The 24,211-nt window shown below is 61.6% G+C and carries 16 protein-coding genes; 6 read left to right on the top strand and 10 right to left on the bottom strand.

Features of this window, described 5'->3' with window-relative positions; translation table 11 throughout:
• Nucleotides 1-60: 60 nt before the first annotated feature.
• Genes H9Q16_RS16680 through H9Q16_RS16670 form a run of 3 tightly spaced genes read right to left on the bottom strand, consistent with a single transcriptional unit; the run spans nt 61 to nt 8,471 of the window.
• Nucleotides 61-984 carry an AEC family transporter gene (locus H9Q16_RS16680; protein WP_191076539.1) on the bottom strand — a complete coding sequence of 308 codons (924 nt, stop codon included), beginning with the start codon at nt 982-984 and terminating at the stop codon, nt 61-63.
• Nucleotides 985-1,011: 27 nt separating this feature from the next.
• On the bottom strand, nt 1,012-3,039 hold the full coding sequence (gene pbpC / locus H9Q16_RS16675) for a penicillin-binding protein 1C (RefSeq protein WP_343067875.1): 2,028 nt from the start codon (nt 3,037-3,039) through the stop codon (nt 1,012-1,014).
• Nucleotides 3,036-8,471: an alpha-2-macroglobulin family protein gene (locus H9Q16_RS16670; protein WP_191076538.1), complete on the bottom strand. Its 5,436-nt coding sequence runs from the start codon at nt 8,469-8,471 to the stop codon at nt 3,036-3,038. Before H9Q16_RS16670 ends, pbpC begins: the two co-directional genes overlap by 4 nt.
• Nucleotides 8,472-8,620: 149 nt before the next feature.
• Here H9Q16_RS16670 and H9Q16_RS16665 point away from each other — a divergent pair, with 149 nt between their 5' ends.
• Nucleotides 8,621-10,783 (top strand): response regulator, encoded by a 2,163-nt coding sequence (locus tag H9Q16_RS16665; RefSeq protein WP_191076537.1) that lies wholly within the window; start codon nt 8,621-8,623, stop codon nt 10,781-10,783.
• On the opposite strand, the gene yaaA is transcribed toward H9Q16_RS16665, so the two are convergent.
• The 3 genes from yaaA to H9Q16_RS16650 all read right to left on the bottom strand — a co-directional run bounded on the left by yaaA (nt 10,768) and on the right by H9Q16_RS16650 (nt 14,080).
• Nucleotides 10,768-11,547, bottom strand: coding sequence for a peroxide stress protein YaaA (yaaA, locus tag H9Q16_RS16660; RefSeq protein ID WP_191076536.1), 780 nt, complete (start codon nt 11,545-11,547; stop codon nt 10,768-10,770). The two genes, H9Q16_RS16665 and yaaA, sit on opposite strands and share 16 nt — an antisense overlap.
• A 29-nt stretch (nt 11,548-11,576) precedes the next feature.
• Complete coding sequence (gene recQ, locus H9Q16_RS16655; protein ID WP_191076535.1) at nt 11,577-13,622, bottom strand: DNA helicase RecQ; 2,046 nt, start codon at nt 13,620-13,622, stop codon at nt 11,577-11,579.
• 170 nt (nt 13,623-13,792) lie between these two features.
• The gene (locus H9Q16_RS16650; protein WP_191076534.1) at nt 13,793-14,080 is read right to left on the bottom strand and encodes a YggT family protein; all 288 of its coding nucleotides are present in this window, start codon (nt 14,078-14,080) and stop codon (nt 13,793-13,795) included.
• A gap of 126 nt (nt 14,081-14,206) precedes the next feature.
• On the opposite strand from H9Q16_RS16650, the gene H9Q16_RS16645 reads away from it, so the two are divergent.
• Nucleotides 14,207-14,743: an acyl-CoA thioesterase gene (locus tag H9Q16_RS16645; RefSeq protein ID WP_191076533.1), complete on the top strand. Its 537-nt coding sequence runs from the start codon at nt 14,207-14,209 to the stop codon at nt 14,741-14,743.
• A gap of 130 nt (nt 14,744-14,873) precedes the next feature.
• Here the strand turns inward: H9Q16_RS16645 and H9Q16_RS16640 are convergent, their stop codons facing one another.
• Nucleotides 14,874-15,395, bottom strand: coding sequence for a GNAT family N-acetyltransferase (locus tag H9Q16_RS16640; protein WP_191076532.1), 522 nt, complete (start codon nt 15,393-15,395; stop codon nt 14,874-14,876).
• 124 nt (nt 15,396-15,519) lie between these two features.
• Nucleotides 15,520-16,113 carry a hypothetical protein gene (locus H9Q16_RS16635; RefSeq protein ID WP_191076531.1) on the bottom strand — a complete coding sequence of 198 codons (594 nt, stop codon included), beginning with the start codon at nt 16,111-16,113 and terminating at the stop codon, nt 15,520-15,522.
• A gap of 321 nt (nt 16,114-16,434) precedes the next feature.
• Between H9Q16_RS16635 and H9Q16_RS16630 the strand changes: the two genes are divergently transcribed.
• The 4 genes from H9Q16_RS16630 (at nt 16,435) to H9Q16_RS16615 (ending at nt 20,326) form a co-directional block, all read left to right on the top strand.
• Nucleotides 16,435-17,808 (top strand): MFS transporter, encoded by a 1,374-nt coding sequence (locus H9Q16_RS16630; protein WP_191076530.1) that lies wholly within the window; start codon nt 16,435-16,437, stop codon nt 17,806-17,808.
• Entirely contained in the window at nt 17,805-18,746 is a 942-nt protein-coding gene (mepA, locus tag H9Q16_RS16625; protein ID WP_191076529.1) for a penicillin-insensitive murein endopeptidase, read from the top strand. Before H9Q16_RS16630 ends, mepA begins: the two co-directional genes overlap by 4 nt.
• The gene (locus tag H9Q16_RS16620) at nt 18,722-19,615 is read left to right on the top strand and encodes an esterase-like activity of phytase family protein (RefSeq protein ID WP_343067874.1); all 894 of its coding nucleotides are present in this window, start codon (nt 18,722-18,724) and stop codon (nt 19,613-19,615) included. Before mepA ends, H9Q16_RS16620 begins: the two co-directional genes overlap by 25 nt.
• 90 nt (nt 19,616-19,705) lie before the next feature.
• Nucleotides 19,706-20,326 carry a queuosine precursor transporter gene (locus H9Q16_RS16615; protein WP_191076527.1) on the top strand — a complete coding sequence of 207 codons (621 nt, stop codon included), beginning with the start codon at nt 19,706-19,708 and terminating at the stop codon, nt 20,324-20,326.
• A gap of 2 nt (nt 20,327-20,328) precedes the next feature.
• On the opposite strand, the gene H9Q16_RS16610 is transcribed toward H9Q16_RS16615, so the two are convergent.
• Nucleotides 20,329-21,156 (bottom strand): class I SAM-dependent methyltransferase, encoded by an 828-nt coding sequence (locus tag H9Q16_RS16610; protein ID WP_191076526.1) that lies wholly within the window; start codon nt 21,154-21,156, stop codon nt 20,329-20,331.
• Nucleotides 21,157-21,669: 513 nt separating this feature from the next.
• Nucleotides 21,670-24,174, bottom strand: coding sequence for an Ig-like domain-containing protein (locus H9Q16_RS16605; RefSeq protein ID WP_191076525.1), 2,505 nt, complete (start codon nt 24,172-24,174; stop codon nt 21,670-21,672).
• Between the last annotated feature and the right edge of the window lie 37 nt (nt 24,175-24,211).

Genomic DNA, 24,211 nt, shown 5'->3' with positions numbered 1-24,211 from the left:
TACGCCAGCTGCGCGCGCGCGAACAAACCATGTCGTGCGCGCATCGCGCGCTCAATCGGATCAGGCGGGGCTCAGGAAAACCCAGGCCCAAAGGGGCATCACCGCCAGTGACAAAAGTGTCTGCCAGGTCAATACGTCCGCATAGAGTTCCGCGTTCCCGCCCATCTGCTTGGCAACGATATAGCCATTGGTGGCCGCTGGGGCCGCAAACACCAGCACACCAGTGAAGGCCTGAAGCGGTGAGAGACCAAAGAAAAACGCAAAGCCCGCAAAGATGGCCGGCCCGAGGATCGGGCGTAAAAGCAAGGCAACGCCAACCTGCCAGTCCCAACGTGCCAGGCGGCGCAGACTGATGCCCGCCCCCACAGCGAGCAGACCCACGGCCAGTGCGCCGCGCCCGATCATATCAAGGGCCTGCAGGATCGGATCCGGCAGCGCCAGATCGCTGAAGTAGAGCCCCAATCCGACGAGGCAGGCTTGTACCAGCGGGTTCTTCAGAACCATCATGCTCACGCCGCCCAGCGATACCTGTCCCGGCCCGAACGCGGACAGAACCACGATGCAGGAGATGTTGATCGTGGGGATCAAAAGCGCAATGGCAACAGCGAGCACACTGAGGCCGGCATCGCCCGTAAACTGCTCTGCTGCCGCAAGCGCGACAAAGGCATTCCATCGCAGGCCTGTTTGAAAAAGCGTCGTAAAGGCAGGGTTCTCCAGCCGCGCGTGCGGAAAAAGGCGCAACATCAGGGCCAGAAGGCTGACCAGGGCCCAGGTCAGCATCAGCGTGATCATGAACGTTCCGAACGTGGCCCAGGACAGATCCGTGCGGATAATGGCAAGGATCAGGACCGCCGGGATCAGAACCCGAAAGCTCAGGGTTTCGATCCCTTTCCAATCCGCAGCAGGCAGTGCGCCACTGCGCGCCAGCACGTATCCGGTGGCGATGATCAGCAGCAAAGGAAGAACAGCAAGGACAAGCGACATACGACTGACCTGCCAGCTTGGCCCGCGTCAGTCCAGCCTGATCTCTACCTCTGACGCGCGCCCTTTGGCGTCGATGACAGAGATACGCGTAAATCCCGGCTCCATCAAAGGCAGGATAGCTTCGCGCTGACGCAGCCCTTGCATCAGGGGCGCGCCATCCACAAGCACGGTCAGGGGCAGGATGCCTGCGCGCAGCTTCAGCGGCACACCGTCGCTCGTGCGCTGCAGGACAGCGCCGTTCGGGGGGAAATGAACGACCGGGGCGTCCTGCGCCTTGGCAAAGACAGCATCCCGAGATCGGAAGCGCTGCAATGGCACTGGTAAGGACGCGGAGCTGAGGATCAGGGTTTCCGGCGGTGGCGGGCCCAACGGTGTCGGGCGCGGTGCAAGCCGTCCGAACGCCTCGAACATCACGGGGGCTGCCATGTCTCCGCCAAAGGCGCCCGGTATCGGTGTGCCGTCAGGCCGCCCGAGCCAGACACCAACCACATGCATTCCGTCAAAACCGATAGCCCAGGCATCGCGGTGGCCATACGAGGTGCCGGTCTTGTAGGCGATGTCACCGGTCAGCACGCCTGCCCCTTGCGGCGGGAGAATACTGGCAAGGATATGACCCACCTGCCATGCAGCGGCGGGTGACATCATGCGCGGCGGCGCGGGTGTTGCCTGCCCTGCCTCCCAGACCAGCGGACGCGCCGCCCCCTCGCGTGCCAGGCCCCCGTAGAGTTGCACCAATTCGGTGAGGGTCAGCCCGACACCGCCCAGCGCCACGGCCAGCCCCGGTTTACCCCCTGGTACCTGCGGCGATGCACCGCCGGCGCGCAATGCGGCCATCAGGCGTGCTGGTCCCAGCTCGTGCGTCAGGAGGATCGGGGGGATGTTCAGCGACAATTGCAGTGCTTCGCGCACTGTCAACTCTCCGCGAAAGATGCCGTCGAAATTCTGCGGCGCATAGCGACCGAAGGCGACGGGCGCATCGTTGATAAGCGTATCGGGGTGCACCAGCCCCTGATCGAAGGCAAGCCCGTAGACAAAGGGTTTCAGTGTCGACCCGGGCGAGCGCACCGCGCGGGTCATGTCCACAAATCCAAGCGCGCCGTCCTGTGCCGAATAGAGGGGGGAACCGGTTGCGGCCAGTACTTCTCCGGTGCGGTGATCGGCCACCATGATGGCCGCAGACACGCCCCGCGCCTGCCCGCGTACCGCACGTTGGGCCAGCGCGTTGATCTGGCGCTGCAAGGTCGCGTCCAAGGTCACGTCAAAGCGCCGCGACAGGGGATCGTTGGCGCGCAAACGGTCTGCCAGATGCGGGGCCAAGCGCACGAAGGGGCTCATGCGATCTGGCACCGGTGACAGGCTGCCTATATCGGCAGCATTGACCCGCGCAAGAACCCGCTGGCGGGCAGCGGTCGCACGGGCCGGATGCCGATCGGGCCTGCGCGCCTCCGGCGCTTGGGGAAGGGCGACAAGCAGCGCGGCCTCTGCCGGGGTCAGCCGTGCCGGTTCTTTGCCAAACCACGCCAGTGCGGCCGCGCGCAGCCCTTCTACAGCCCCGCCGTAGGGCGCATGTGCAAGATAAAGTTCAAGGATCTGCTGCTTGGTGAGCCGCTGTTCAAGCGCCAGTGCCACGCGCATTTGGCGCCATTTGCCGTGCCAGCGCCCGGTGCCGGAATTCTCAAGCAGTCGCGCCACCTGCATGGTCAGGGTCGATCCGCCGGAGATCACCTTGCCATGCCATAACGCCTGTCCAGCTGCCCGCATCAGGGCGACGGGATCAACGCCGTTGTGGCGGTAGAACCGCTTGTCTTCGTAAGCGACCAGCATGGCGACAAAGTCGGGATCCACCTGGTCAAGGGAAAGCGCCAGGCGCATGCGCCCGTCCTCGATCGGGAAGACCCGCATCAGCGCACCGTTGCGGTCCCTCATCTCGACCGATGTTTCTGCCAGCACCGGCGGCAGGTCGGTTGCCGCAATCCACTGGTCGACCCCATCTCGCAGTCCGCCCGCCAATGTCAGCACGACCGCCAGCGCAATGAGTCCGAACCGCCGGATCACGGCGTGATCGTCAGCGCGGCGGTATCGGTATTGGCGCGGTATTCGGGGCGATACATGTCTTCGACAGTCGCTGCCGGGTGGTGATAGGTGCCGGGTGTCACGGCGCGGACGATATAGGCCAGTTGGAACGGTTCCGCGTCGCGATGGGTCACCGCGGCAACGAACCTGTCGCTACGGAACTCTGCGTTTTCAGCTTCGCGGGCGGCAAGCCAGTCGAGGGCGGCGGTTTCCCCCCCTTCGAGCAGGTTGGGGTTGTCGATTTCGAACCCTGCCGGGAGCGGATCGTCGATGATCAGCCGCGCGCCCGTGTCCTCGAAGGGTTCGATCCGCAAGACCACGACCCTGCGTTCGCCCGCAGCAACCGGACCAGACCGGTCATACCCGTCCATGGTGAAGTATCTTCGGGTGATCTTGTAGCCATAGCCCCCCGCAGCAGGCGCCACGTCTGGCACACCGAAGGTGGTCATTGTCACATCCATCGGCAAAGAGCTGACATTTTCGATGACCGAAACGGTCGGCGCCCGGTCACTCAGCCGTGTGACAACCGGGCCGCTTGCAGGTTGGCCATCGACAAGGAGGCCCGGTACGGCATCCGGGGCCGCCAGAGCATGCGCCGCCATCAGGACCTGCGCAGCCTCTTGGGTCGACAGCCGCTGATCGTGTCGCCCGACCCATGATATCAGCGTCGCGGGGTCTATTGCGGCACTGCCCGCCTCGGCGCTCAGTTTCAGGACGGCGGCGGTGTCGCGCAAGCTGGTGCCGAAATCGGTGCGCCAGCGACGGGCATCACGGTCCCGCAGCAGCATTACGCCAGCCTGACGGAACATCTTGTCCGCGCGGATCTGGTCGCCGTACGACGCCAGCGCAGCACCCAGTTGCGCAGCCGCGAGCGGGGTGCCGAAGTCATTCGCCTTGGTGTCCGCGTAGTACCGCAGATCCCCCATGGCGGCGGCCCCTTCGCGGGCAAGCACCAGCAGTGCATAGGCCACGTCTTCGCCACCGTTATCAAAGTCAGGCGTGTAATTGATGCGATTGCGCAGATTGTCCATGGCAAGGCTGAACGCCAGATCCGGGATGACGTGCCCTTCGGCGCGCGCACGGCTGAGGAAATCGGTCACGTAGGCATCCAGCCAAAACTCACCCGATGCAGCCCGCCACATGCCGAAGGCCCCGCTGCTGGTCTGGCGCGTCAGGATGCGCCCGATGGCGCTGTCGATCTTGTTGCCGATCCGTTCAGGCTCTCCCAACCCGGCGGACTGCGCCATGGCGCTGAGATAAAGCAGCGGCATCGCGCCAGAGGTCAATTGTTCGGTGCAGCCGTAGGGATAGCGGTCAAGCTGGCGCAACAGACCCGGAACATCAAACCGCGCGAGCGGACCGGCGGTCAGGGTTGCCGTGGCCGTGCCCGGACGCAGGCCTGCGAAGACGTTGCTGTCAAAGGTAAAGCTTTCGCCGGTTCCAAGTGCAAACTGCCGGGTGGTCGCAACCTCCGGATCGTTGTCGCGCACTGGCATCAGCAGGGATTTGCGCAATTCCTTGCCACCCGGTGTTTGCATCACGACCGTGATCAGATGATCCCCGATCTCGCGCCCGGTCAGTGGGATGCTGAGGCGCGCAGAGCCCTGATCGGCCAGGCGCACGGTGGCAGGCGCATCCGCCAGGCCCACACCCGCATCCGCGAATATCTGCAGGGGCATGTTACCGGCAGCCCCTTCGGCATGCACGAACTCAAGCAAGAGACGGCCTTGATCCCCCGGCGACAGGAAGCGTGGCAATGATGCGCTGAGCACGACAGGGTCCCGCGCGATGACATCCTGTGCGGCATCGCCCACGGCGGTGGGCGACCAGGCGACGGCCATCAGTTTTACCGTGCCGTTGAACGCGGGCTTGATGATGTCGACTTCTGCACGGCCATCCGCGCCGACCTTGATCGGGCCCGCAAAGAAGGCCATCAATTCTTCGGTTGGCGGCGGCGATTGCACCTGTGCAGAAGCCGCAGCATCACCGCCAGAACGCACGCTGCCCAGCGCGCCATTCATGCCATCGATCAGCCGCCCATAGACATCGCGCAATTCCACACCAAGACGGCGCTGGCCAAAGTAGTGATCGGTGACATCCGGCGGCTCGAACCCGGTCAGGTTCAGGATGCCGACGTCAACAGCCGCCAGCGTTACATAGGCCGTCTCGCCTTCCTTGACGCCATCGACCTGCACGGCAGCGCGCATCGTGCCCGCCTGACCGTCGACGACATCGGCCACATCAAAGCTGACGGACAGTGCCTTGTCTTCCGGCCGGACGGTTGCATGGACCAGCCCCAGAGCCCGCGCCGGGTTCTTGCCTGCGTCCGCGTCCATGCCGCGCAGGACCGAAGCCGTCACATAGGCCCCGCTGCCCCAAGCCGCCGTCACGTCCAGAGGGATCACGTTCTCGCCCGCACTGACAGAAACAACCTGCCTGTCGATCACCTGATTAGACAGAACGCTGATGAGCGCCACACCGTCCCCCTCGGCAACGAGGCGCAACCGTGCGGTGTCGCCGATGCTGAATTCGGTTGCGTTCAAAGAGACCTCAAGCCGGTCCGGTGTATCCGTCGCGCCATCGCCGCCATACCAACCTGACGAAAAGCTGACCGAGCTTGCCGCGTATAGGGGTCCTATCCGCTCTACCACAAGTTCGTATTGACCCCATTCCGTCGGGGTTGTGAGGGTAAGCGGGTTGGCACCCAGCGTCGCTTCGCCGGTGTCCACACGCACGCGGCGGGTTGTCGGTTCCCATTCCCAGTTGCCGTAAAGTTGGTACCACTGATATCGGCGCTCTACCCGGTTCACGGTCCAGCGGACGGGCATTTCCATGGCTGTGCCATCCGGGGCAAGGGCGATGACCTCAAAGCGGGCTTCTGCTGCTTCGGGCAGGACGTCGTCAAAGGCCTTCTTGATGCCGATGAGCGGCGCATCCGGTGCCAGCGCCTTTTTCAGGCGCCGTTCGACCGGGCGGCCCGACCCTTCGGCAACGCGCAGGATCACTTCCGCTTCGAGCGGCAAGGTCGGCGGTTCGTCAAGGATCGGCAGGGGCAACGGGAAAGTGGCGATCCCGTCCGCGTCTGTGGTCGCATCACCGACCGCGCGGCTTTGGGTGCGAAATGCGGTGTCATGCCGACCAAACTGATAGCCGGCCCAGCCCTCAAGGCTGCGCGTTGCCCGCAAGCGGACGTCGCCCTCCACAGCCAGATCCGCGCCGGGCGCACCAAACAGGTAATTGACGGCGACTGTCACAGGGGGGGCATCGACAAGCCGCAGCGGGGCATCCGGCAGGGAAATTTCGAAATCTATCCGCTCTGGCAGGAAATCTTCGACAAGGACGGTCTGGCTGGCCAGTGCAGGCGCCTCCACGTCCGAATAGATGTCAACGCGCCATGCCCCGCGCGGCACGTCGCCCCCCAGAGGCAGTGCAAAGACGTGACCGCCGGCCTGCGGCTTCTGGCTGAGGTGACGGCTGTACTCAACACCGTCCGGGCGTTTGAGCACGGCTGTGACCGGCAGTTCTGCAAGGGCCTGCGCGCGGGCGTCCCGCGTGAGCGCGGTGGCATAGATGGTCTCCCCGACGCGGTAGGCACCGCGATCAGTGGTCAGGAAAGTATCGATCGGCGGTGCGGGCGGATGCCCTTCGACGCCGCGATCGGACAGATCGAATGCGGGGTCCGTCAGAGGCAGAAAGGCGATATCGGTCTCGCCGGCTTCGGCCATCAGCAAGGCGGGCTGCGCGGCACCGGACCCGCGGCTGAGCCCTGCGGCAAAGCTGGCAAATCCTTGGGCATCCGTGGTCGCGCTGCCCAGCACCGCGTTGGCACGGCTGATCAGGGTCAGCGTGATCCCTTCGCGGGCGGCCGCATCTGATAGGCTACGTACAGCGACCTGCAGGCCATCCACCCCCTGCCATGTGGACAGACCCAGATCGGACAGCACGAACCATTGCGTCGCGGCCGGGAAATCATAGGGATCCTGCCCCGGAACAGAGGCGCTTAGCGCGTAGATGCCGGGTGGGTGTTCTGCCAGCACATCGCCCAACGGCAGGCGCGTCGTCATGTCGACGTTGAGCGTGTTCTGTGTTGTGCCCTGCCCTTGCCAGATCTCCTGCGCCAGAGTGCGTGCGAATTCGTCGTCCTCGTACTTGCTAAGCGGGCGTCCGAAATAGCTTTCGCGGATCGCGCGCACGAGATTTCGGTCACTGACCTTGCGCAGCTTCAGATCAACGGTGTCGACGTTGACTGTTTCGATCGGCACTGCGGCCTGCGCGGTGCGCGGCAGCACATACGCGCGGCCCCCAAAGCGCACCAGCGGCGCGCGGTCGCGTACATAAAGCGTCAGCTGCACGTCCTTGTGCAGCGTCTCACCGCTGGCGGCGGGAAGGCCCTTGCGAAAGGTGATCTCGTATCGCTGACCGTGTTCCACGCCATCGATGCACAGTTGGCTTTCGCTGGCCTGCACTGCCAGACCGCGCCCTTCGATACGCACGAAGGGTTCATAATCGACGCCGACCTGGACCAACTTTTCAGAGAACTCACCACAGATACGCGGGGCGGCGGCATCGTTGTCGATGCGGTGATCGACGACGCGAAACCCGTATTTGCCAATCGCATCATCCAGCGCGGTTTGCAGATCGTTTCGCGGGCTGAGCGTTTGCGCCAGACGCAGGGCCGGGATCATGTCGCGGCCCCGCCGGTTGGCCTCAAGCGCGCGCGCCATCACGGTCAGGGCGTCGGCGCGCACCGCGTTTGCATCCGCCCGCAGATAGGCATTGGTCGCCGCCATCAGCGCCTCGCGGTTGTGACGCCGCCAGTCGCTGTTTTCCGTCTGCCCACCCCGTTTGAGCGACAGATGCGCGAACCGCACCCACAAATCGCCCCGGTCGGTCGCGGCCACGGCCTTTCCTGCCCAGGTCAGCGCGACGCGGGTATTGCCGGTTTCTTCTGCCCGCAGCATGGCAGAAATCATGTCTTCGGACGTTTCGTCCCCAAATGAGAACCGCCGTGCGTTGCTGCCAACAAGGGCGGCGGCGGTCTCCAGATCGCGGGTGCGCAGGAAATCGAGGTCTTTTAGTCGCGCAGGTGCGTTGCCGAGAATGGCCGCGTCGGTCTGCACTTTTCGCGCAGACAGCGCGCCCTCGAACGGTTCGCGATTGCTAATTGCGGATTTGGGGAAACAGGCCCCTTTCAGCGTATTGAAGGTGAAAGCCACGCAGTCAGGTTGTGCCGAACAGGCCCGTTCGCACGCGGCCTGCGTAGTGTCAAAGAGATTGGTCAGGTCCGCACCGTAAAAATCTACATCGCGCGAGAAAAGATATCGGTGCTCTGGCACCCCGGTCTGGGCCAAAGCCGGCCCCACCATGATCACAAAGACGGCCAGAACATTGCGCAACACGCGATTGAAGGGCATGACAATCTCCGATTTCAAATGTGATCAGCGTGCCACGCGATCCGATTCCAGACAAGGTACCGGATACCTTACCCCAGGGACTTAAACACTTATTCACCTTGATCCAGGACAGTGGCCGCGCACCCAGAGACCAGCAAGCGGAGCGGCGGATGAGCCTTGCCGAAAAACTGACCAGCGAGCGGCGCAGCCGCCTTGCGGCAGAACGGCTGCTGGAGCTCAAGAAGTCGGAATTATTTGCAGCCAACCGAAAACTTGATGCGCACGCGCGCGAACTGACCGAAGAGATCGTCGAGACCCGTGCGCAGGTCGAAACCATCCGCGGGGAAAACAAGCGCGTTAAGTCGGATCTGAGTGCGGCCAACCAGAAGATCGCGATCACCGAACGCCGCATGTGGCACACGATCGAGACGATCAGCGACGGTTTCGCGTTCTTTGACGCGCAGAACAAGATGATCATGGCCAACCGGGCCTACCTCGCCATCTTCGACAAGGTAGAAGAAATCAGGCCGGGCGTGGACTATGTCACCATCCTGCAGGTGATGACCGAAGAAGGCATCGTGCGCACCGGTGATCTGACCCCGGCGCAGTGGCGGCAGATGATGACCCGGCGCTGGCAGGATCCTCAGCCAGAACCGATCGTCATTCAATTGTGGAACGGCAACCATATCAAGCTGGTCGATCAACGCGGTCCGGGAGGTGATGTTGTTTCGCTTGGCCTCGATATCACGGCGAACGTTGTCTACGAGGAACAGTTGAAAGAGGCGCGCCAGATTGCCGAAAGCGCCAACAAGGCCAAGTCCGCCTTTCTGGCCAACATGAGCCACGAGATCAGAACGCCCATGAACGGCGTTGTTGGCATGGCCGATGTGCTGATCGATACGGATCTGTCCGACGAACAGCGCCTCTATGTCGACACGATCCGCAATTCCGGCGAAGCGCTTTTGGTGATCATCAACGACGTGCTGGATTATTCCAAGATCGAAGCCAAGAAGCTTGAATTGCAGCCCGAAGCCTTTGATCTGGAACAGGCAATTCAGGAAATTCTGATGCTGTTGCAGCCCAGCGCCCGCAAGAAAGGGCTTTCGTTACTGCTGGATTATGACCTCTTCCTGCCGACGCGACTGATCGGCGATCCGGGGCGGCTGCGGCAGGTGATGACCAACCTTTTGGGCAACGCCGTCAAGTTCACGTCTCAGGGGCACGTGCTGGTTCGGGTGGTGGGTGTGCCGTGCCATGGCGGCACCTCAGTCACTCTGCATATCGCGATAGAGGACACCGGGATCGGCATTCCCGCCGATATGGTCAACCACATCTTCGGCGAATTCAATCAGGTCGAAAACGAACGCAACCGGCAGTTCGACGGCACCGGGCTGGGCCTCGCCATTTCGCAACGACTGGTGGAAATGATGGATGGCGAGATCTGGGTCACATCGCAGGAGGGCGCTGGATCCTGTTTTGGGTTCAAGATCACGCTGGATATTGCGCAGGATGATGCTGGTGGGGGGGTGCCGTCGTTTGGGGATGTCGGGCGGGTTCTGGTGGTGTCCGACGTTGCCGCGACACGCGATATTCTGAACAGGCAATTGGGCAAACTGGGGCTGGACGCGCATCCCTGTCCAGACGGAGCCACAGCGCTTGCTTGCATTGCGGCGGATGTGTCGCTGGTAGTTGCAGATTACGGGATGTCAGCGATGGACGGGCTCGCATTTGTGCAGGCGGTCCAAGAAAAGGCCGCCGATCTGCCTGTTTTGCTGCTTGCGCAAAACCCTACGCAGGTCGAAAAGACGGCTGCAGAAAGCGCCTTGTGTCAGGTGCTGCAGTTTCCGCCGCCGCGGAAAAAAATGATCGAAAAGATCATGACCCTTCTTGGGCCTCAGCCGGAAACATCAATTGCGCCGAGGGCGTTGAGGGTGCTGGCCGCTGAGGACAACAAGACCAACCAGCTGGTGTTTCGCAAGATGGTAAAGGATCTTGAGATTGATCTGACCTTTGCCAACAACGGCGAAGAAGCAGTTGCGCTGTATCAGTCTTGCACGCCGGACCTGATCTTCATGGACATCTCCATGCCAAAGATGGATGGCAGGGAAGCCACGCAAAAAATCCGCGCGCTTGAGAAAGGGTCAGATCGCCATGTCCCTATCGTTGCCTTGACGGCGCATGCGATGGCCGGTGACGACGCAGGTGTTCTGGCCGCCGGGCTGGATCATTATCTGACCAAACCGTTGCGAAAACCCGATATCATCGAACAGATCACAGCGGCGCATCTTCCGCATATGAAGCCGCTGTCGGATACAGATTACGGCGACGGATAAGGCCGAACGAACACCGGGCTGTCGGGGGTGGAGGCCTTTTCGTCGAAAGCATATCCGCCGGTGTCGAAATCAAGGATGCCGTCGGGCGTGGACAACCGGTTCTGAATGATGAAGCGCGCCATGGCCCCGCGCGCCTTTTTAGCGAAAAAGCTGACCATTTTGGGGCCCTTGCCGTCGCCTTTGTCTTCGAGAAACTGCGGCGTGATGATCCTCAGCCGGAGCGCCTTGGGGGAAACGGCGCCAAAGTATTCCTGGCTGGCGCAGTTGATCAGCGTATCGCTGCCTAAGGCCTCTGCCTGCGCGTTCAACGCCTTGGCGGGGCCGTCGCGCCAGTAGTCGTAAAGGTTCTTGCCCCGCCGCGTTTTCATGCGGCTGCCCATCTCGAGCCGGTATGCCTGAATGGCATCAAGCGGGCGCAGGACGCCGTAGAGACCCGACAGGATACGCAGGTGATCCTGCGCCCATGCCAGTTCGTCGGCGTCGAGACTTGCGGCCTCCAGCCCCTGATAGGTGTCACCGGCAAAGGCCAGCGCCGCAGGGCGGGTTGCCTCGGCCTGCGGCGCGGCGGCAAAGGCCTGAAACCGGTCGCGATTGAGGCGCGCAAGATCATCGGACAGGTCCATCAGGCCTTTCAGCTTGCCCAATGTCAGGTTCCGCGCGGTTTTGGCCAGCCGCACCGCATCTTCCTGAAATTCCGGCTGTGTCGCGACCATGTCGCGCGGGCTCCAGTCAAGTCGTTTGGCAGGTGAAATCGTGACAAGCATCTCAGTCCCTCCGGGTGTTCGGCAAAGACTTAGCCCGCGTCCCGCAGGACGTCCAGAAAGGCGGCGCCAAATCGGTCACTGCGTCGTTCGCCCAAAAGACGCTGCAACATGTTTTCGTCTGCCTCACGCAGCTGGGCCACCTTGGCCAGTTGCGAGGCCGAACAGCTGAGCGGCTTGTCCGTTCCCGCCGCACCGCGCGTCAGATCCGCCTGTATCTGCAGCAATTGGTCATAGACCTGCCCCGCATCACGGCCTGCCAGCTTGCGACGCGTCGGGTGCATGTCTTGCGCCGCGCCATTGATGACTTCCAGAAAGGTATCGCCGTAGGTTGCCAGTTTCTTGGCCCCCACCCCGCCGACACCTGCCATGGCATCCAGATCGCGGGGACGGGTTTCGGCCATTTCGATCAGCGTGCGGTCAGTAAAGATGATATAGGCGGGCACCTTGGCAGCCTCTGCCAGTGCGCGGCGCTTGGCCTTGAGGGCGGACAAAAGGGGCGCGTCTTCTTCGCTGACCATCTGCTTGACCGCAGGGCGCCGTGTTGCTGAAGCTGCTTTGATGCTGTCGCGACGCAGGCTGATCTGTGCCTCCCCTTTGAGGATCGGCAGCGCGGCATCTGTCATCCGCAGCGCGCCGTGTCTTGTGGGGTCGGGACGAATGAGGTCGTGGCCCATCATCTGCCGGAAAACGGCCTGCCATTGGTTGCGGTCATATTCGGTGCCCACGCCATAGGTCGACAAACCGGTATGACCGCGTGCGCGCACTTTGTCCGTCTCGATACCCAGCAGGATATCGATCAAGTGGCCCGCTCCGAACCATTCGTCCGTGCGCAGCATCGCCGACAGGGCCTTGCGCACCGCAGTCGTCCCGTCGAATACATCTGCCGGAGTATCGCACAGATCACAGCGCCCGCAGGTCACCTCCAATTCATCGAAGTACCCCAGCAGGGTCTTGCGACGGCACGTCAGCGCTTCGGCCAAGCCCAGCAGCGCGTTGAGCCGCGCGTGATCTGTCGCGCGGCGTTCCGGCGGGGCGAGCCCTTCGTCGATCTGTGCGCGGCGCAGGCGGATGTCATCTGCGCCAAAGAGTGTCAGGGTTTCTGCGGGTGCGCCATCCCGTCCCGCGCGGCCGATTTCCTGATAATAGGCCTCGATGCTTTTGGGCAGATCGGCGTGGGCGACCCATCGGATATCGGGCTTGTCGACGCCCATGCCAAAGGCGACGGTGGCGACGACGATCAATCCGTCTTCTTGTTGAAAGCGGCGTTCGGCGATGCGGCGGTCTTCGGCCTCCATCCCGCCGTGATAGTGGATCGCCTTCTGGCCTGCGTCATTGAGGGCGCGCGCGATACCTTCGGTCTTGGCCCGCGTGCCGCAATAGACGATGCCAGACTGCCCCTTGCGGGCAGCGGCAAAGTTCAGAATCTGGTCGCGGGGTTTGTTCTTGGCGGAGAAGGCAAGGTGGATGTTGGGGCGGTCAAACCCGTGCAGGAAACTTTGTGGGGCCGCACCGTCGAACAGTTTCTGGATGATCTCGGCGCGTGTCTCGGTGTCTGCTGTGGCGGTGAAGGCGGCCAGCGGGACATCCAGCGCGCGGCGCAGTTCGCCTATCCTTAGGTAATCAGGGCGAAAATCATGGCCCCATTGGCTGACGCAGTGGGCCTCGTCCACGGCGATGAGGGAAACACCGACACGTTTGAGCATGCCGGTGACAGCGCCCGCAGCAAGGCGTTCGGGGGCCATGTAGAGAAGTTTGAGCGTGCCGGCCTCCAGCCCCTCCCAGACGGCGTCGGTCTCTTCATCCGTGTTTCCGGAGGTCAGCGCGCCTGCGCCCACGCCCGCCTCTTGCATGGCGCGGACCTGATCGCGCATGAGTGCGATGAGCGGCGATATCACCACAGTGACGCCCTCGCGCATCAGCGCAGGCAATTGAAAACACAAGGATTTACCGCCACCCGTCGGCATGATCGCCAGCACGTTCTGTCCCGCGACAACGGCCTCCACGATCTCTTCCTGACCGGGGCGGAAGGCATCGAATCCAAAGACGTCTTTTAGCAGCGGGGCGGCAGCCTGCATGGGAAAGCTCGTGAAAATGTCTGCTCTTTTTTTGCAGACTCCCACACTAACAATCAGTGAACAAGAGAGATATCGCGCCACACGCAGCACACACCCTAATCAGGCGTTACCCCACCGAACGCCACGTCGGTATTGCGTCGGTAACCTGTCGGTAGTGCGTCGGTGCGAAATCAGTAGAAGGCGGCGGCGTTGTTGATCAGCACAATGCGGATGATCATGATCCCCAGAAAGACGACCAGCGGGGCCAAATCAAGCCCGCCCATGGGGGGCAGGAACTGCCGGATGCGGGCATAGATCGGCTCTAGCAGGCGTGTCAGGCCGTCCCAGATTGAGGCCACAACAGGCTGGCGCAGGTTCAGGACCTGAAAGTTGATTAGCCACGACAGGATCACATGCGCGAGCACGATGTAGAAGGCGATATCCAGAATTAACATCAGGATTTGAAACAGCGACGTCATCGGCAGACCCTTTTCCAGCGGTGTTGATCAGTTAAGCGTCAGCGCGAAAAACCGCAAGGGTGCCGCGAGGTTCATGGTTGACGTGCGCGTCAACGTGACCATGTCAAAGCGCAAAGGAGCCGCCTTATGTTTCCGTTCGTTCGCATTGCCAAGGATCTTTGGCTGGCCAGCCGCCAGCCCCGTCTGGAAAACTTCGATGACTTGCACGTCAGCCAGCACATCTGTTGGCCGCATGATCTGGACTTCTGGATGGAGTTGAACAATGGCCGCGCGCTGTCGCTGTATGACATCGGGCGCACGGCGCTGGCACAGCGCGTCGGTCTGATAGACGCGATCCGGCGCGAACGCTGGGGACTGACGATGGCGGGCAGCTGCACGCGGTTTCGTCGTCGCATCCACGGGTTTGAGCGGTTCGAGATGCGCAGTCGCATGGTCTGCTGGGACGACAAATTCACCTATATTGAACAGTCGATGTGGAAACGGAACGGCGAGTGCGCCAGCCATGTGATGTATCGCGCGGCGGTCACCGACAAGGACGGGCTTGTCAGACCGGACCGGGTGCTCAAGGCCCTGGGCAAAGAAGGGTCAACGTCGCCTGCGATGCCCGAGTGGGTCAAGACGTGGACTGACGCCGAAGACAAGCGCCCCTGGCCGCCTATGTAAGGTGGACGGTCTGCCATCTGTGCGCTTTGGCAGAAGACGTATCTTTTGCCCGCAATGTGTGACCCATGCGCGCGTGACCAGGTATTGGCGGGTGCTGCTTGATGTTCGTTCACCGCCGCTCTGGCCTGGCTCATTCATCCTCCGACGGGTGCACCCAGACTTCTGCCTCGGGTTCATGGCTGGCGCGGGTGCCGTCCGTGACAGCACCCAGCCTTCTGGCAACAGCCTGTGAGCGCGTGTTCCCGCAGTCAATATAGCTGAAAAGCCTCTTTATCCCCAGATCCTCGCGGGCCCATGTCCTGACCATGATCGCGGCTTCGGTTGCAATGCCCTGTCCCTCTGCGCCCTCGAAAAGATGCCATGCCAGTTCCACGTCCGGCCAGTCCGAATGTTTGATCAGGCCGACACGGCCGACGGGGTCCCCTGTCTGCCGCAGTACGACCGTAAAGAAGCCGAAGCCGTGCCAATGCCAGTGGCCCACGCCGGTCAGGAACCCGAACCAGGCCTGTTGGGCGGTGACCGTCTCTCCCTGCGCTTGCATGGAGGGGGCGCTGGTCATGAAACGGGTGAACGGGGGCAGATCGTCGCGTTCAGGGCCCCGGAGGATCAATCGGCTGGTGGTCAGCGTGGGAGCGTTCGAGAGATTTTGCATGTGCCGCCTTTTGGTTAGCAGATTTCGTTCGCGTCAGGCCCGTTATAGCGAAGGGGTGCGCGGGACCGAAAGGTGAACCGGGACGTGTCGGTGCAAGAGATCTTCGCCAAAGCAGACAGCCTGTTTAGAAACCCTTGGCGATGAACGGGTTGAAAATCGAAGGATCGGTCAGGTCAGGGCCCATTCTGAAATCGCTGCATGCCTGACCGGTACGAAGGCAGGAAAGCTGCGCGGGCAAGGTAAATTCAGAAACCGGTCCTTTTGTCTTTTCAAGGACCACGTCCCCGACGCGCAGGTCGGTGCCGGGCAACTTCGGATCATTCGGGTCAATCTGAACCACATCCGTGAGCGTTCGGCCTTTGGATATTCTGGCGGTGATCATGAACGGCCAGTTCCGGACGGGCAGATCGAACCTGCTTCCGACCGGGACTTTTCGCCAATGATCCACACGTTTGTCATAAGCCGCACCCTTTACCTTTGCACCGGAGACAAAGAGGGCGTTGTATCCTTCATCACCCTTTCGGGAAACGCCTTGCAGAAGGGCGATGAATACCCGGCCATCCGGAAGCCAGGTGTGGATGGCTTCACCCCTGATATGGGCCTTGCTTCCATGTCCCAACGCGGCGGTGGCAGAGTCGGGATCCGTGTATTCCAGCCTGATGTGTCTTGTTTCCGATATGACCAGCGTGCGGGTGTCCGAGACAAGTCTGATCGTCATTTTCTGATACCATTCCGCCTGTGGTGACGCACACCCAAACAAGAGCGCGGCCAGACCCGTGAGAAGGGCAAGAGTTTTGGGAAAAGAGCGCGATATCAAAACTATGGCTTTCACATGTCGTGGGGTGCCGCGCGGTTTGATCGCCACGAGCACCCGGTTCCGCATCTTTGTGGTGCTGGGTTGCGGCGTCAATCGAAAATCATAGGGTCGCGGGCCGTGTTTGGCAGGGGTGGCAGGCAGAATGCCCTCTTGCGGGAAAGGAAGGCTTGCGCGGCTGGGCGTCGCCTGCTCTACCTTTCGGGAACGGGGGAGCATGGGCTTATGGGCACAATCACACCGCGCAAGCGCATTTGGGGCTGGTACTTTTTTGACTGGGCCAGCCAGCCTTACAATACGCTGATGCTGACCTTCATTTTCGGGCCCTATTTTGCCCAGACCGCCACCACGGCGTTGGTTGACGGCGGGATGGACGTGGAATTGGCCAAAGCCAAGGCGCAGGCCTATTGGGGGTATGGGCTGACGGTGACGGGCATCTTCATCGCCTTGCTGGCCCCGGTGCTGGGGGCTGTCGCGGACAGTTCCGGCAGGCGGATGCCGTGGATCTGGGTGTTTTCCGTGCTTTATGTCGTGGGCGCGGGGGCGTTGTGGTGGACGGCGCCGCAGGATTTCTCTGTTTTGTGGGCGTTGTTTTTCTTTGGTGTGGGCCTCATCGGGATGGAATTCGCGACGATTTTCACCAACTCGTACCTGCCGGAGTTGACTGATGATCCGGCCGAGCGTGGCAGGATTTCGGGGTCTGGATGGGGGTTCGGGTATACCGGCGGCGTGATCGCACTGGTCGTGATGATCGGGCTGTTTCAGGCGACGGACAGTGGCAAGACCATGGTGGGGCTGAGCCCGCTTTTTGGGCTGGAAAAGGCGGATGGGTCGGACACGCGGATCGTCGGGCCGCTGACCGCGGTTTGGTATGCGGTCTTTATGATCCCGTTCTTCATGTACATCCGCGACACGCCAAATCCGAATGCCACGCGGTACCGCATTGGCAAGGGGCTGCGGGATCTGGGCGATACGCTTAGGCGTCTGCCGCGCCATCCGTCGTTGCTGGCCTATCTGGGATCGTCGATGTTTTACCGCGATGCGCTTAATGGGATGTACACCTTTGGCGGCATATACGCTTTGGGCGTGTTGAACTGGTCGATCATAGACATTGGTATCTTTGGCATACTGGCCGCCATTTCAGGCGCGTTCTTTTGCTGGGTCGGGGGCCGGGTGGACCGCGCGATTGGCCCGATGCCGGTGATTGTGACCTGTTGCATCATTCTGATCCTGACGGCCTGCATGATCATCACGCTGACGCCAACGTCTGTTCTGGGCATCGGCGTTGCCGAGGGGTCAACGCTGCCCGATATCCTGTTCTATGTTGCCGGGGCATTGATTGGTGCCGCGGGCGGTGCGTTGCAGGCGTCATCGCGCAACATGCTGACGCGGCAGGGCAATCCGGAACGCATGACCGAAGCCTTCGGGCTTTATGCGCTGTCCGGCAAGGCGACGTCATTTCTGGCACCTGCGCTGATAGCTGTGGCAAGTGATGTGACCGGCAGCCAAAGATTGGGCATTACCCCCGTTGTAGGGCTGTTCATCGTTGGCTTGGTTCTGTTAGCTTGGGTCAAACGAGATGGAGATTTCGCCAAATGATCCTTTCCCGCTTTCTGACTTTTACAATTCTTGCGCTTGTCCTTGGCTCCTGCGGGGGCGGTGGGGGGCGTGATATCAGCGGGGAACCGGTGGTATTGCCGACCATCGCGTCTTCGGGGGATGCCCGCAGCGGGACGATTGCAAAGCGGCTTTTCGGGGCCAAGAGTTTTGCGTCCAGCCAACCGCCCGCGGCCTATGGATCTTATGCCAAGGGATGCCTTGCCGGGGCGCAGCAGCTGGCCGAAACCGGGCCGACATGGCAGGCCATGCGACTGTCACGCAACCGCAACTGGGCACATCCCGAGATGGTTGACATGGTCAAGAAGCTGAGCCGGGTTGCCGCAGCGCAACCGGGGTGGGAGGGGCTTTATGTGGGGGACATGAGCCAGCCGCGCGGCGGGCCGATGCTGACCGGGCACCGCAGTCACCAGATCGGGCTGGATGCTGATATCTGGATGCTGCCGCCCAAGTCGCTGACCCTGAGCCCGACGCAGCGCGAGAACATCTCGTCGATCTCGACGCGGCGGGCCAAGGGGGCGTATGTCAACTCAAGCTGGACGCGGGCGCATCATGAGATCGTCAAAGCGGCGGCAAAGGATCCACGTACCGAGCGGATTTTCATCTTTCCCGGGGCCAAGGTGCAAATGTGCGAGGACGCCAAGGGCGACCGCAGTTGGCTGCGCAAGGTGCGGCCCTGGTATGGGCACCACTATCACTTTCATATCCGTATCGCCTGCCCTGCAGGCGCGCGCGGTTGCAAGGCGCAGACCCCGCCACCGGCAGGGGATGGATGTGCCGATGCACGCCAGTGGGTTGCCAACATTCTGAACCCACCGCCGCCCAAGCCACGCGATCCCAATGCGCCGCCCCCCAAGCCACGGCGTGATTTGGTGCTGGGCGATCTGCCTGCACAGTGCAAAGCGGTGCTGGACGGCTGAGACACCTTCTTTTTCTTTCGGCGCTGGTGATCTGCGCAGGCCATGTCGCACGGGCAGAGCCGGTTCTTGAGTTGACCGCGAATGTGATCTGGGAACGGAAGGAGCCATGGTTCGGTGGCTTTTCCGGGATCGAAGTCGATGCGCAGGGCCGCAGCATGACCGTGATCAGCGACCGGGGCCGATTGGTGACAACCCGGATGATCCGCGACGACGGACGGCTGGAAGGGCTGCAGCTTGTCACGCAGACCCCCCTGAAATACGCGAAGGGCGGACAATTGGGCCCCCGGTTCACCGATGCCGAAGGGTTGGCGGTGGGCGCGGAGGGGCAGGCCTACATCTCTTTTGAGCTGACCCACCGGGTCGCGCAGCTGGACCCTGAAACGGGCCAAACACGGGTACTGGGTGGGCACGCAGACTTTGACGCATTGCAGATCAATTCGGGGTTGGAGGCGTTGGCGATTGATCCCGATGGCGCGCTTTTTGCCTTGCCCGAGCGGTCGGGAGAGGAAACGCGGCCCTTTCCCCTTTATGCGCGGCGCGCAGGGCAGTGGGACATTGCGGCGCGTATCCCGCGACGGGGTCCGTTCTTGCCAGTAGGGGCGGATTTCGACAGTGCGGGCCGGTTCTATCTTCTTGAACGCGCGCTGACCCCGCTGGGGTTTCGCAGCCGGATCAGACGGTTTAATCTGGCGGCCCCGGCGCTGGGCGAAGCAACGTTGTTAACCACCGGGCCGGGGCGGTTTGACAACCTTGAGGGGCTCAGTATCTGGGAGGACGCGCAGGGGCACAGGCACCTGACGCTGATCTCGGATGATAACTTCTACCGCATACAGCGCACGCAGATCGTTGAGTTTACCCTGACGGAATGACTTGCACGCCGCGCGGCAAAGGCCTAAAGCGCGCGGGTCTGCGGTGGTCGCAGACCAAGTCGCCGCACCCTTGCAAAAAACGGTTCAAACATGTCACGCACCTACCTTCCCGGCATTCTTGCCATGGCCGCCATTGTTGTGGCCTCGAATATTCTTGTTCAGTTTCTCTTTGGTCAGTGGCTGACCTGGGGGGCGTTCACCTATCCGCTGGCCTTTCTGGTGACGGATGTGATGAACCGCATCTATGGCGTGGCCGCGGCCCGGCGTGTGGTTCTGGTCGGTTTTGTGGTGGGTCTGATCTGCTCTTTGATCGGCACGCAGATCATGGGCGAATTTGGCCCGCTGGTGACGGTGCGGATCGCTGTTGGGTCCGGCATCGCGTTTCTGGTGGCGCAGATGATCGACGTTTCCACGTTTGCGGCGCTGCGCGGCGGCGCATGGTGGCGCGCGCCGCTGGTAAGTACGCTGGTGGGCAGCACGCTGGATACGGCGCTGTTTTTCTCGATCGCGTTTTCCGGCGCGCTGAGCTTTGTGCATCCGGCGACGGATGTATCATGGGCAAGTGAGGTGCTGCCGCTTTTGGGCAGCGGGCCGGAGGCGCCGCTTTGGGTGTCGCTGGCAGTGGCTGACTGGATGGTCAAGCTGACGCTGGCGCTGGCAGCGCTGATCCCGTTTCGGATGATCACGGCGCGGATGGCCCGCGCCGCCTGATCCTACGTGACGGTTGCCACGTTGGCGTAGCCGACAACCTTGTCAAAATGCGCAAGCAGGTTCTGCGAATAATGTGTCTCGATCACCTTGCGGATCGGGCCGAGGTATTCGGGCTGGATCGCGGTGCGCAGAGACCATGGCAGTTTGAAGAGATCCATCAGGATGCGCTCAAAGGCGGCCTGTGGCATGTCCAGATCAAGCGCAAAGATGTTGCCGCTGTCCTTGGTTGATTTCATGCGCCGCGCATCGCCGAACTGGTCGTAGACATATTTGGGCCCGATGCCGATGGCCTGTTCCTGCTTGAGAAACAGGTTCAGATCGTGGTGCACCATGATTTTTGGACCCGTCAGGTAGGGCCAGATACACATCATGTCGATGGTGGGCCAGGGGTGCTGGTGGTTGGCATCCACAAAGGCCATGTCGAAGGTGCGGTTCAGCGCCAGCAGGTCGGGCGATGTCTTGAATTTAAGCAGCTCTGTCCGAACCGACGCGCCCTTGTAGATGTCCGGAAAGAGGAAACCATTGGGTTTGGTGGTATCGCCAAAGAAGGTATCGTCATAATCGAGCGAGGTCAGTTGCCCGCCGCCGTTGGCCTCCATGCTGCGGGCGATCAACCCGGTGGAGAGGCCCGACGCGGTGCCGACCTCGAGAAAACTTTGGGGCTGGAAGGTGTTGATAAGCGCGTCGATAAAGAAGACTTCGGTCATCGCGACAGAGCCGTAACCCGGCTTCCAGACCTGCTTGAAGACGTCCTGCACCTCGGCCGGGGTCAGGTCAGCGGATGTGTCGCGGCCCTCAAGACCCTGTTGAACTCTTTGTGCCAGTGTCACCGGGCGTCCTCCTGCATGATATGAAAGCTGCCTGCGTCAGCCACTGTGGAATATTGGACCGCCAAGGGGTCACTGCGCGGCCTACATACGGGCAAAGGCAGGGGGCGACAAGCGGTTGGGGCTGGAACACACGGACGGGCGTTTCGAGGCGGATCAGGTCGCCTGGCGTGGCATTCGGCGTGCTGATCCGGCGGTGGTGCCGGTGGCGCGACAGGGTGAGACTGCCTGTTTGTGCGGCGGGCGCATTTTCTTGTCGCAATCCAGTGCAAAAAACGCTTTGCGATTTGCGCATTCCGTGCGACGATTCGGGTGAGTTCAACAAATGTAAAGGAGGTGATCCAGTGTCAGAGAAGGTATTGGAGCGAGGTGTCGGAACAGCTTGGGAGGTCATCTGCTGAGGCAAACCTTGGCAGCTTGAAGCCTGAGTGGGCGCGCGTTTGACAGTCGTCTAACCGACCCCCTCCTGAAACCATTTCGAATGGGCCGCTCCGGCATACGGGGCGGCCCTTTTCGTCAGGCAACCGCAAGGATCTGTTCGTCGCCGAAGGCCAGATCGAAGGTGTCGTTGAAGACCTCGACCTCTGCGACCGGGAAGCTGAGTTCGAACCCAGCCAACGGGCCGAAACCGAAGCTGTCGCTGAAGCCGAATTCGTCTGGTCCCACGACTGCGGAGAACGGGTTGTTGATGGTCAGATCATAGCCCACGTCGACCGACAGAATGTCCACCCCGCCACCGACGTTGAATCCCAGTTCAGTCAGGTTGCTCAGCTCGGCTTCGGGGATCATGTTGAAGACAAACTCGACATCCCCGTCGTTATCACCGTTCTGGTCAATCAGTGATGCGTTGCTCAGCTGCAGGGAGTCCCCCATGGTGAAGGCGGTGCTGGAACCGTCCTCGAAGCTGAGGATGCCCACCAGATCGCCCATCGCCATCGAGAAATCCTGCAAAAAGTTCAGGCCTGCGTTGACGAAGACGTTCAGCAAGTCGAAGTCTGCGAAGAACGGCCCGGCCTCGAGCGAGGGGTTGAACGGGTTCACCGGCAAGCCTGCCAGCGTGGTCGCAAGTTCGTCCAGATCAAGGTTGAGTTGCAGGAAGTTGTTGCTGGCCCCGCTCGATTCCGCCGGGTTGAGGATCGCAGGATCACTGGTCGTTGTCAGGTTGGGCCAGGCGAAATCAACCGAAAGCGAGTCGGCCGGGGCTGGCAACGTGAAGGTGCCGCCCAGATCGTTGCTGGTCAGATCGAGGATGTTGATACTGCCCGGCCCCACCCCTACGGGTCCGACATTGATCGTCTCGTTGATACTGCCGAAGTCGATCGTCTGGTCGCCGGGGATGACGCCCGCAGGATCAAGGTTGATGCCGCCAAGATCGATGTTCACGCCCGCGTAGGCGCTGAGCATCACGTCATAGATGAAGTCCAGCACGTAGCTGCCCATCGGTCCTTCGGTGGTAAAGAATGTATCGGTCAGGAAGGCACCGGTTTCGATCAGCAGTTCATCGACTGTCTGGTTGTAGCTGGTTTCGACCGTGACATCGTAATCTGCGGTGGCGTCGATGCTGCCACCCTCGAACTGCAGCGTCGACTGGAAGCCAAGCTGCACATTCCCGCTGATCCCGGCGACGAACGGCCCATCGTCAAGACCTACGTCAAAGTTGCCGGTGTCGATGCCGATGAAACGGTCATCGATAAAGACGAATTCATCACCCGAGCTCCAGATGCTCTGGTCTTCGGCTTCGAACTGCACGCCGGTTGTGGTGCTGTTGTATTCATAGACGATATCGATCGTGGCCGATCCGGTTTCCGTGTCGCCGTTTGACATCTCTTCGGCAACCGCGGTGAAGGTCAGGCCGAAGTCGGTGTTCTGATCGGGAGGCAAGGTCAGGATGTATTCCTGCGTCAGCGAGCCCGGCTGACCTGCGGGATTAATCGTGCCCGAGGGCGTCAGTGTGACGCCGGGCGGCAGGCCGCTGCTGAGAAGCTGATCGATGAACTCCGAATCGTCGTCGTCGGTCTGCTCTGCCGTGACCACGAGGCGGATGACGTTGACCTCGTCGGTTGCGAAGGCCTCGATGGAGACTTCGGGAATGTCCGCTACGGCTTCGATCATCACGTTTACGGTGGCAAAGTCGGTGCCGCCGTTCCCGTCGTCGATGCAATAGGTGAAGCTGTCCATGCCGGCGTAGTCGGCATAGGGCGTGTAGAGTACCGCATCGCCTGGCAGGTCATCGGGATCATCGCCGTCGATGATCGTGACCGTGCCGTGCATCGCACCGAAGACATGCGTCACAGAGAGTGTGTCGCCATCGGCGTCGGTATCATTGTCCAGCACCTCGAACACCACGCCTTCAGGCACGGAGGCGGGATCGTCGAGACCTGACTGTCCGTCCTCGAAGATGCTGTAGCTGTCGTCCTGCGCATCGGGTGCAGCAGGGGCGATGGTGGTCAGCTTGCCAGAGCCGTCGCGTTCGCCCCCCAGTTCGCCAACGCTGGTAATCCGGGTGCCGAATTCGACCTGCGCGATGTCATCGAGCGTCAGGTCACCCGCGTCGTTCGTCAGCGTGAAGGTGGTTGTCTGGATGTCGCCCTTGTCCTTGCCGATGCCCGGTCCGCCGAAAGCGACACCGAAGTCGTAGGGCTGTGCGGAACCTTGCATGTTGTTCCCGCGTCCGAGGTCGATCACGTTGCCTGTGGCGTGGTTGGTCACATCGTCACCGGTCGGTGTCAGCCCCAGCAGGCTGGCTTCGTCACCGAGATTGAAGAACAGACCGCGCAGATCGGCGGTCGCGCCGTCCAAGGTCGGCAGAACCTCGAGAGTGAATTCGATGGCGCCGTCGATTTCCACGGCAGTGACCTGCACACCGGGTAGACCGTCGGTGCCGGGAATGACGAATGTGATGCTACGGACGCAGTCCATTTTCGGATCCTCCTGAAGGGCGCGGTTGAGCAGCGTCACCGCTGATTGCTTTTCATTGACCATGCCTGCCGGAGTTTGCGTGAATGCGCGAAATCCGCACATGAAATATCTTATCTACAACTGATCACGAACAAGGCTG

Origin of the sequence: Sulfitobacter aestuariivivens, assembly GCF_014763045.1 — a bacterium.
In the GTDB taxonomy this organism is placed as follows: Bacteria; Pseudomonadota; Alphaproteobacteria; order Rhodobacterales; family Rhodobacteraceae; genus Sulfitobacter; species Sulfitobacter aestuariivivens.
This window is presented reverse-complemented; position numbering and strand designations above follow the sequence as displayed.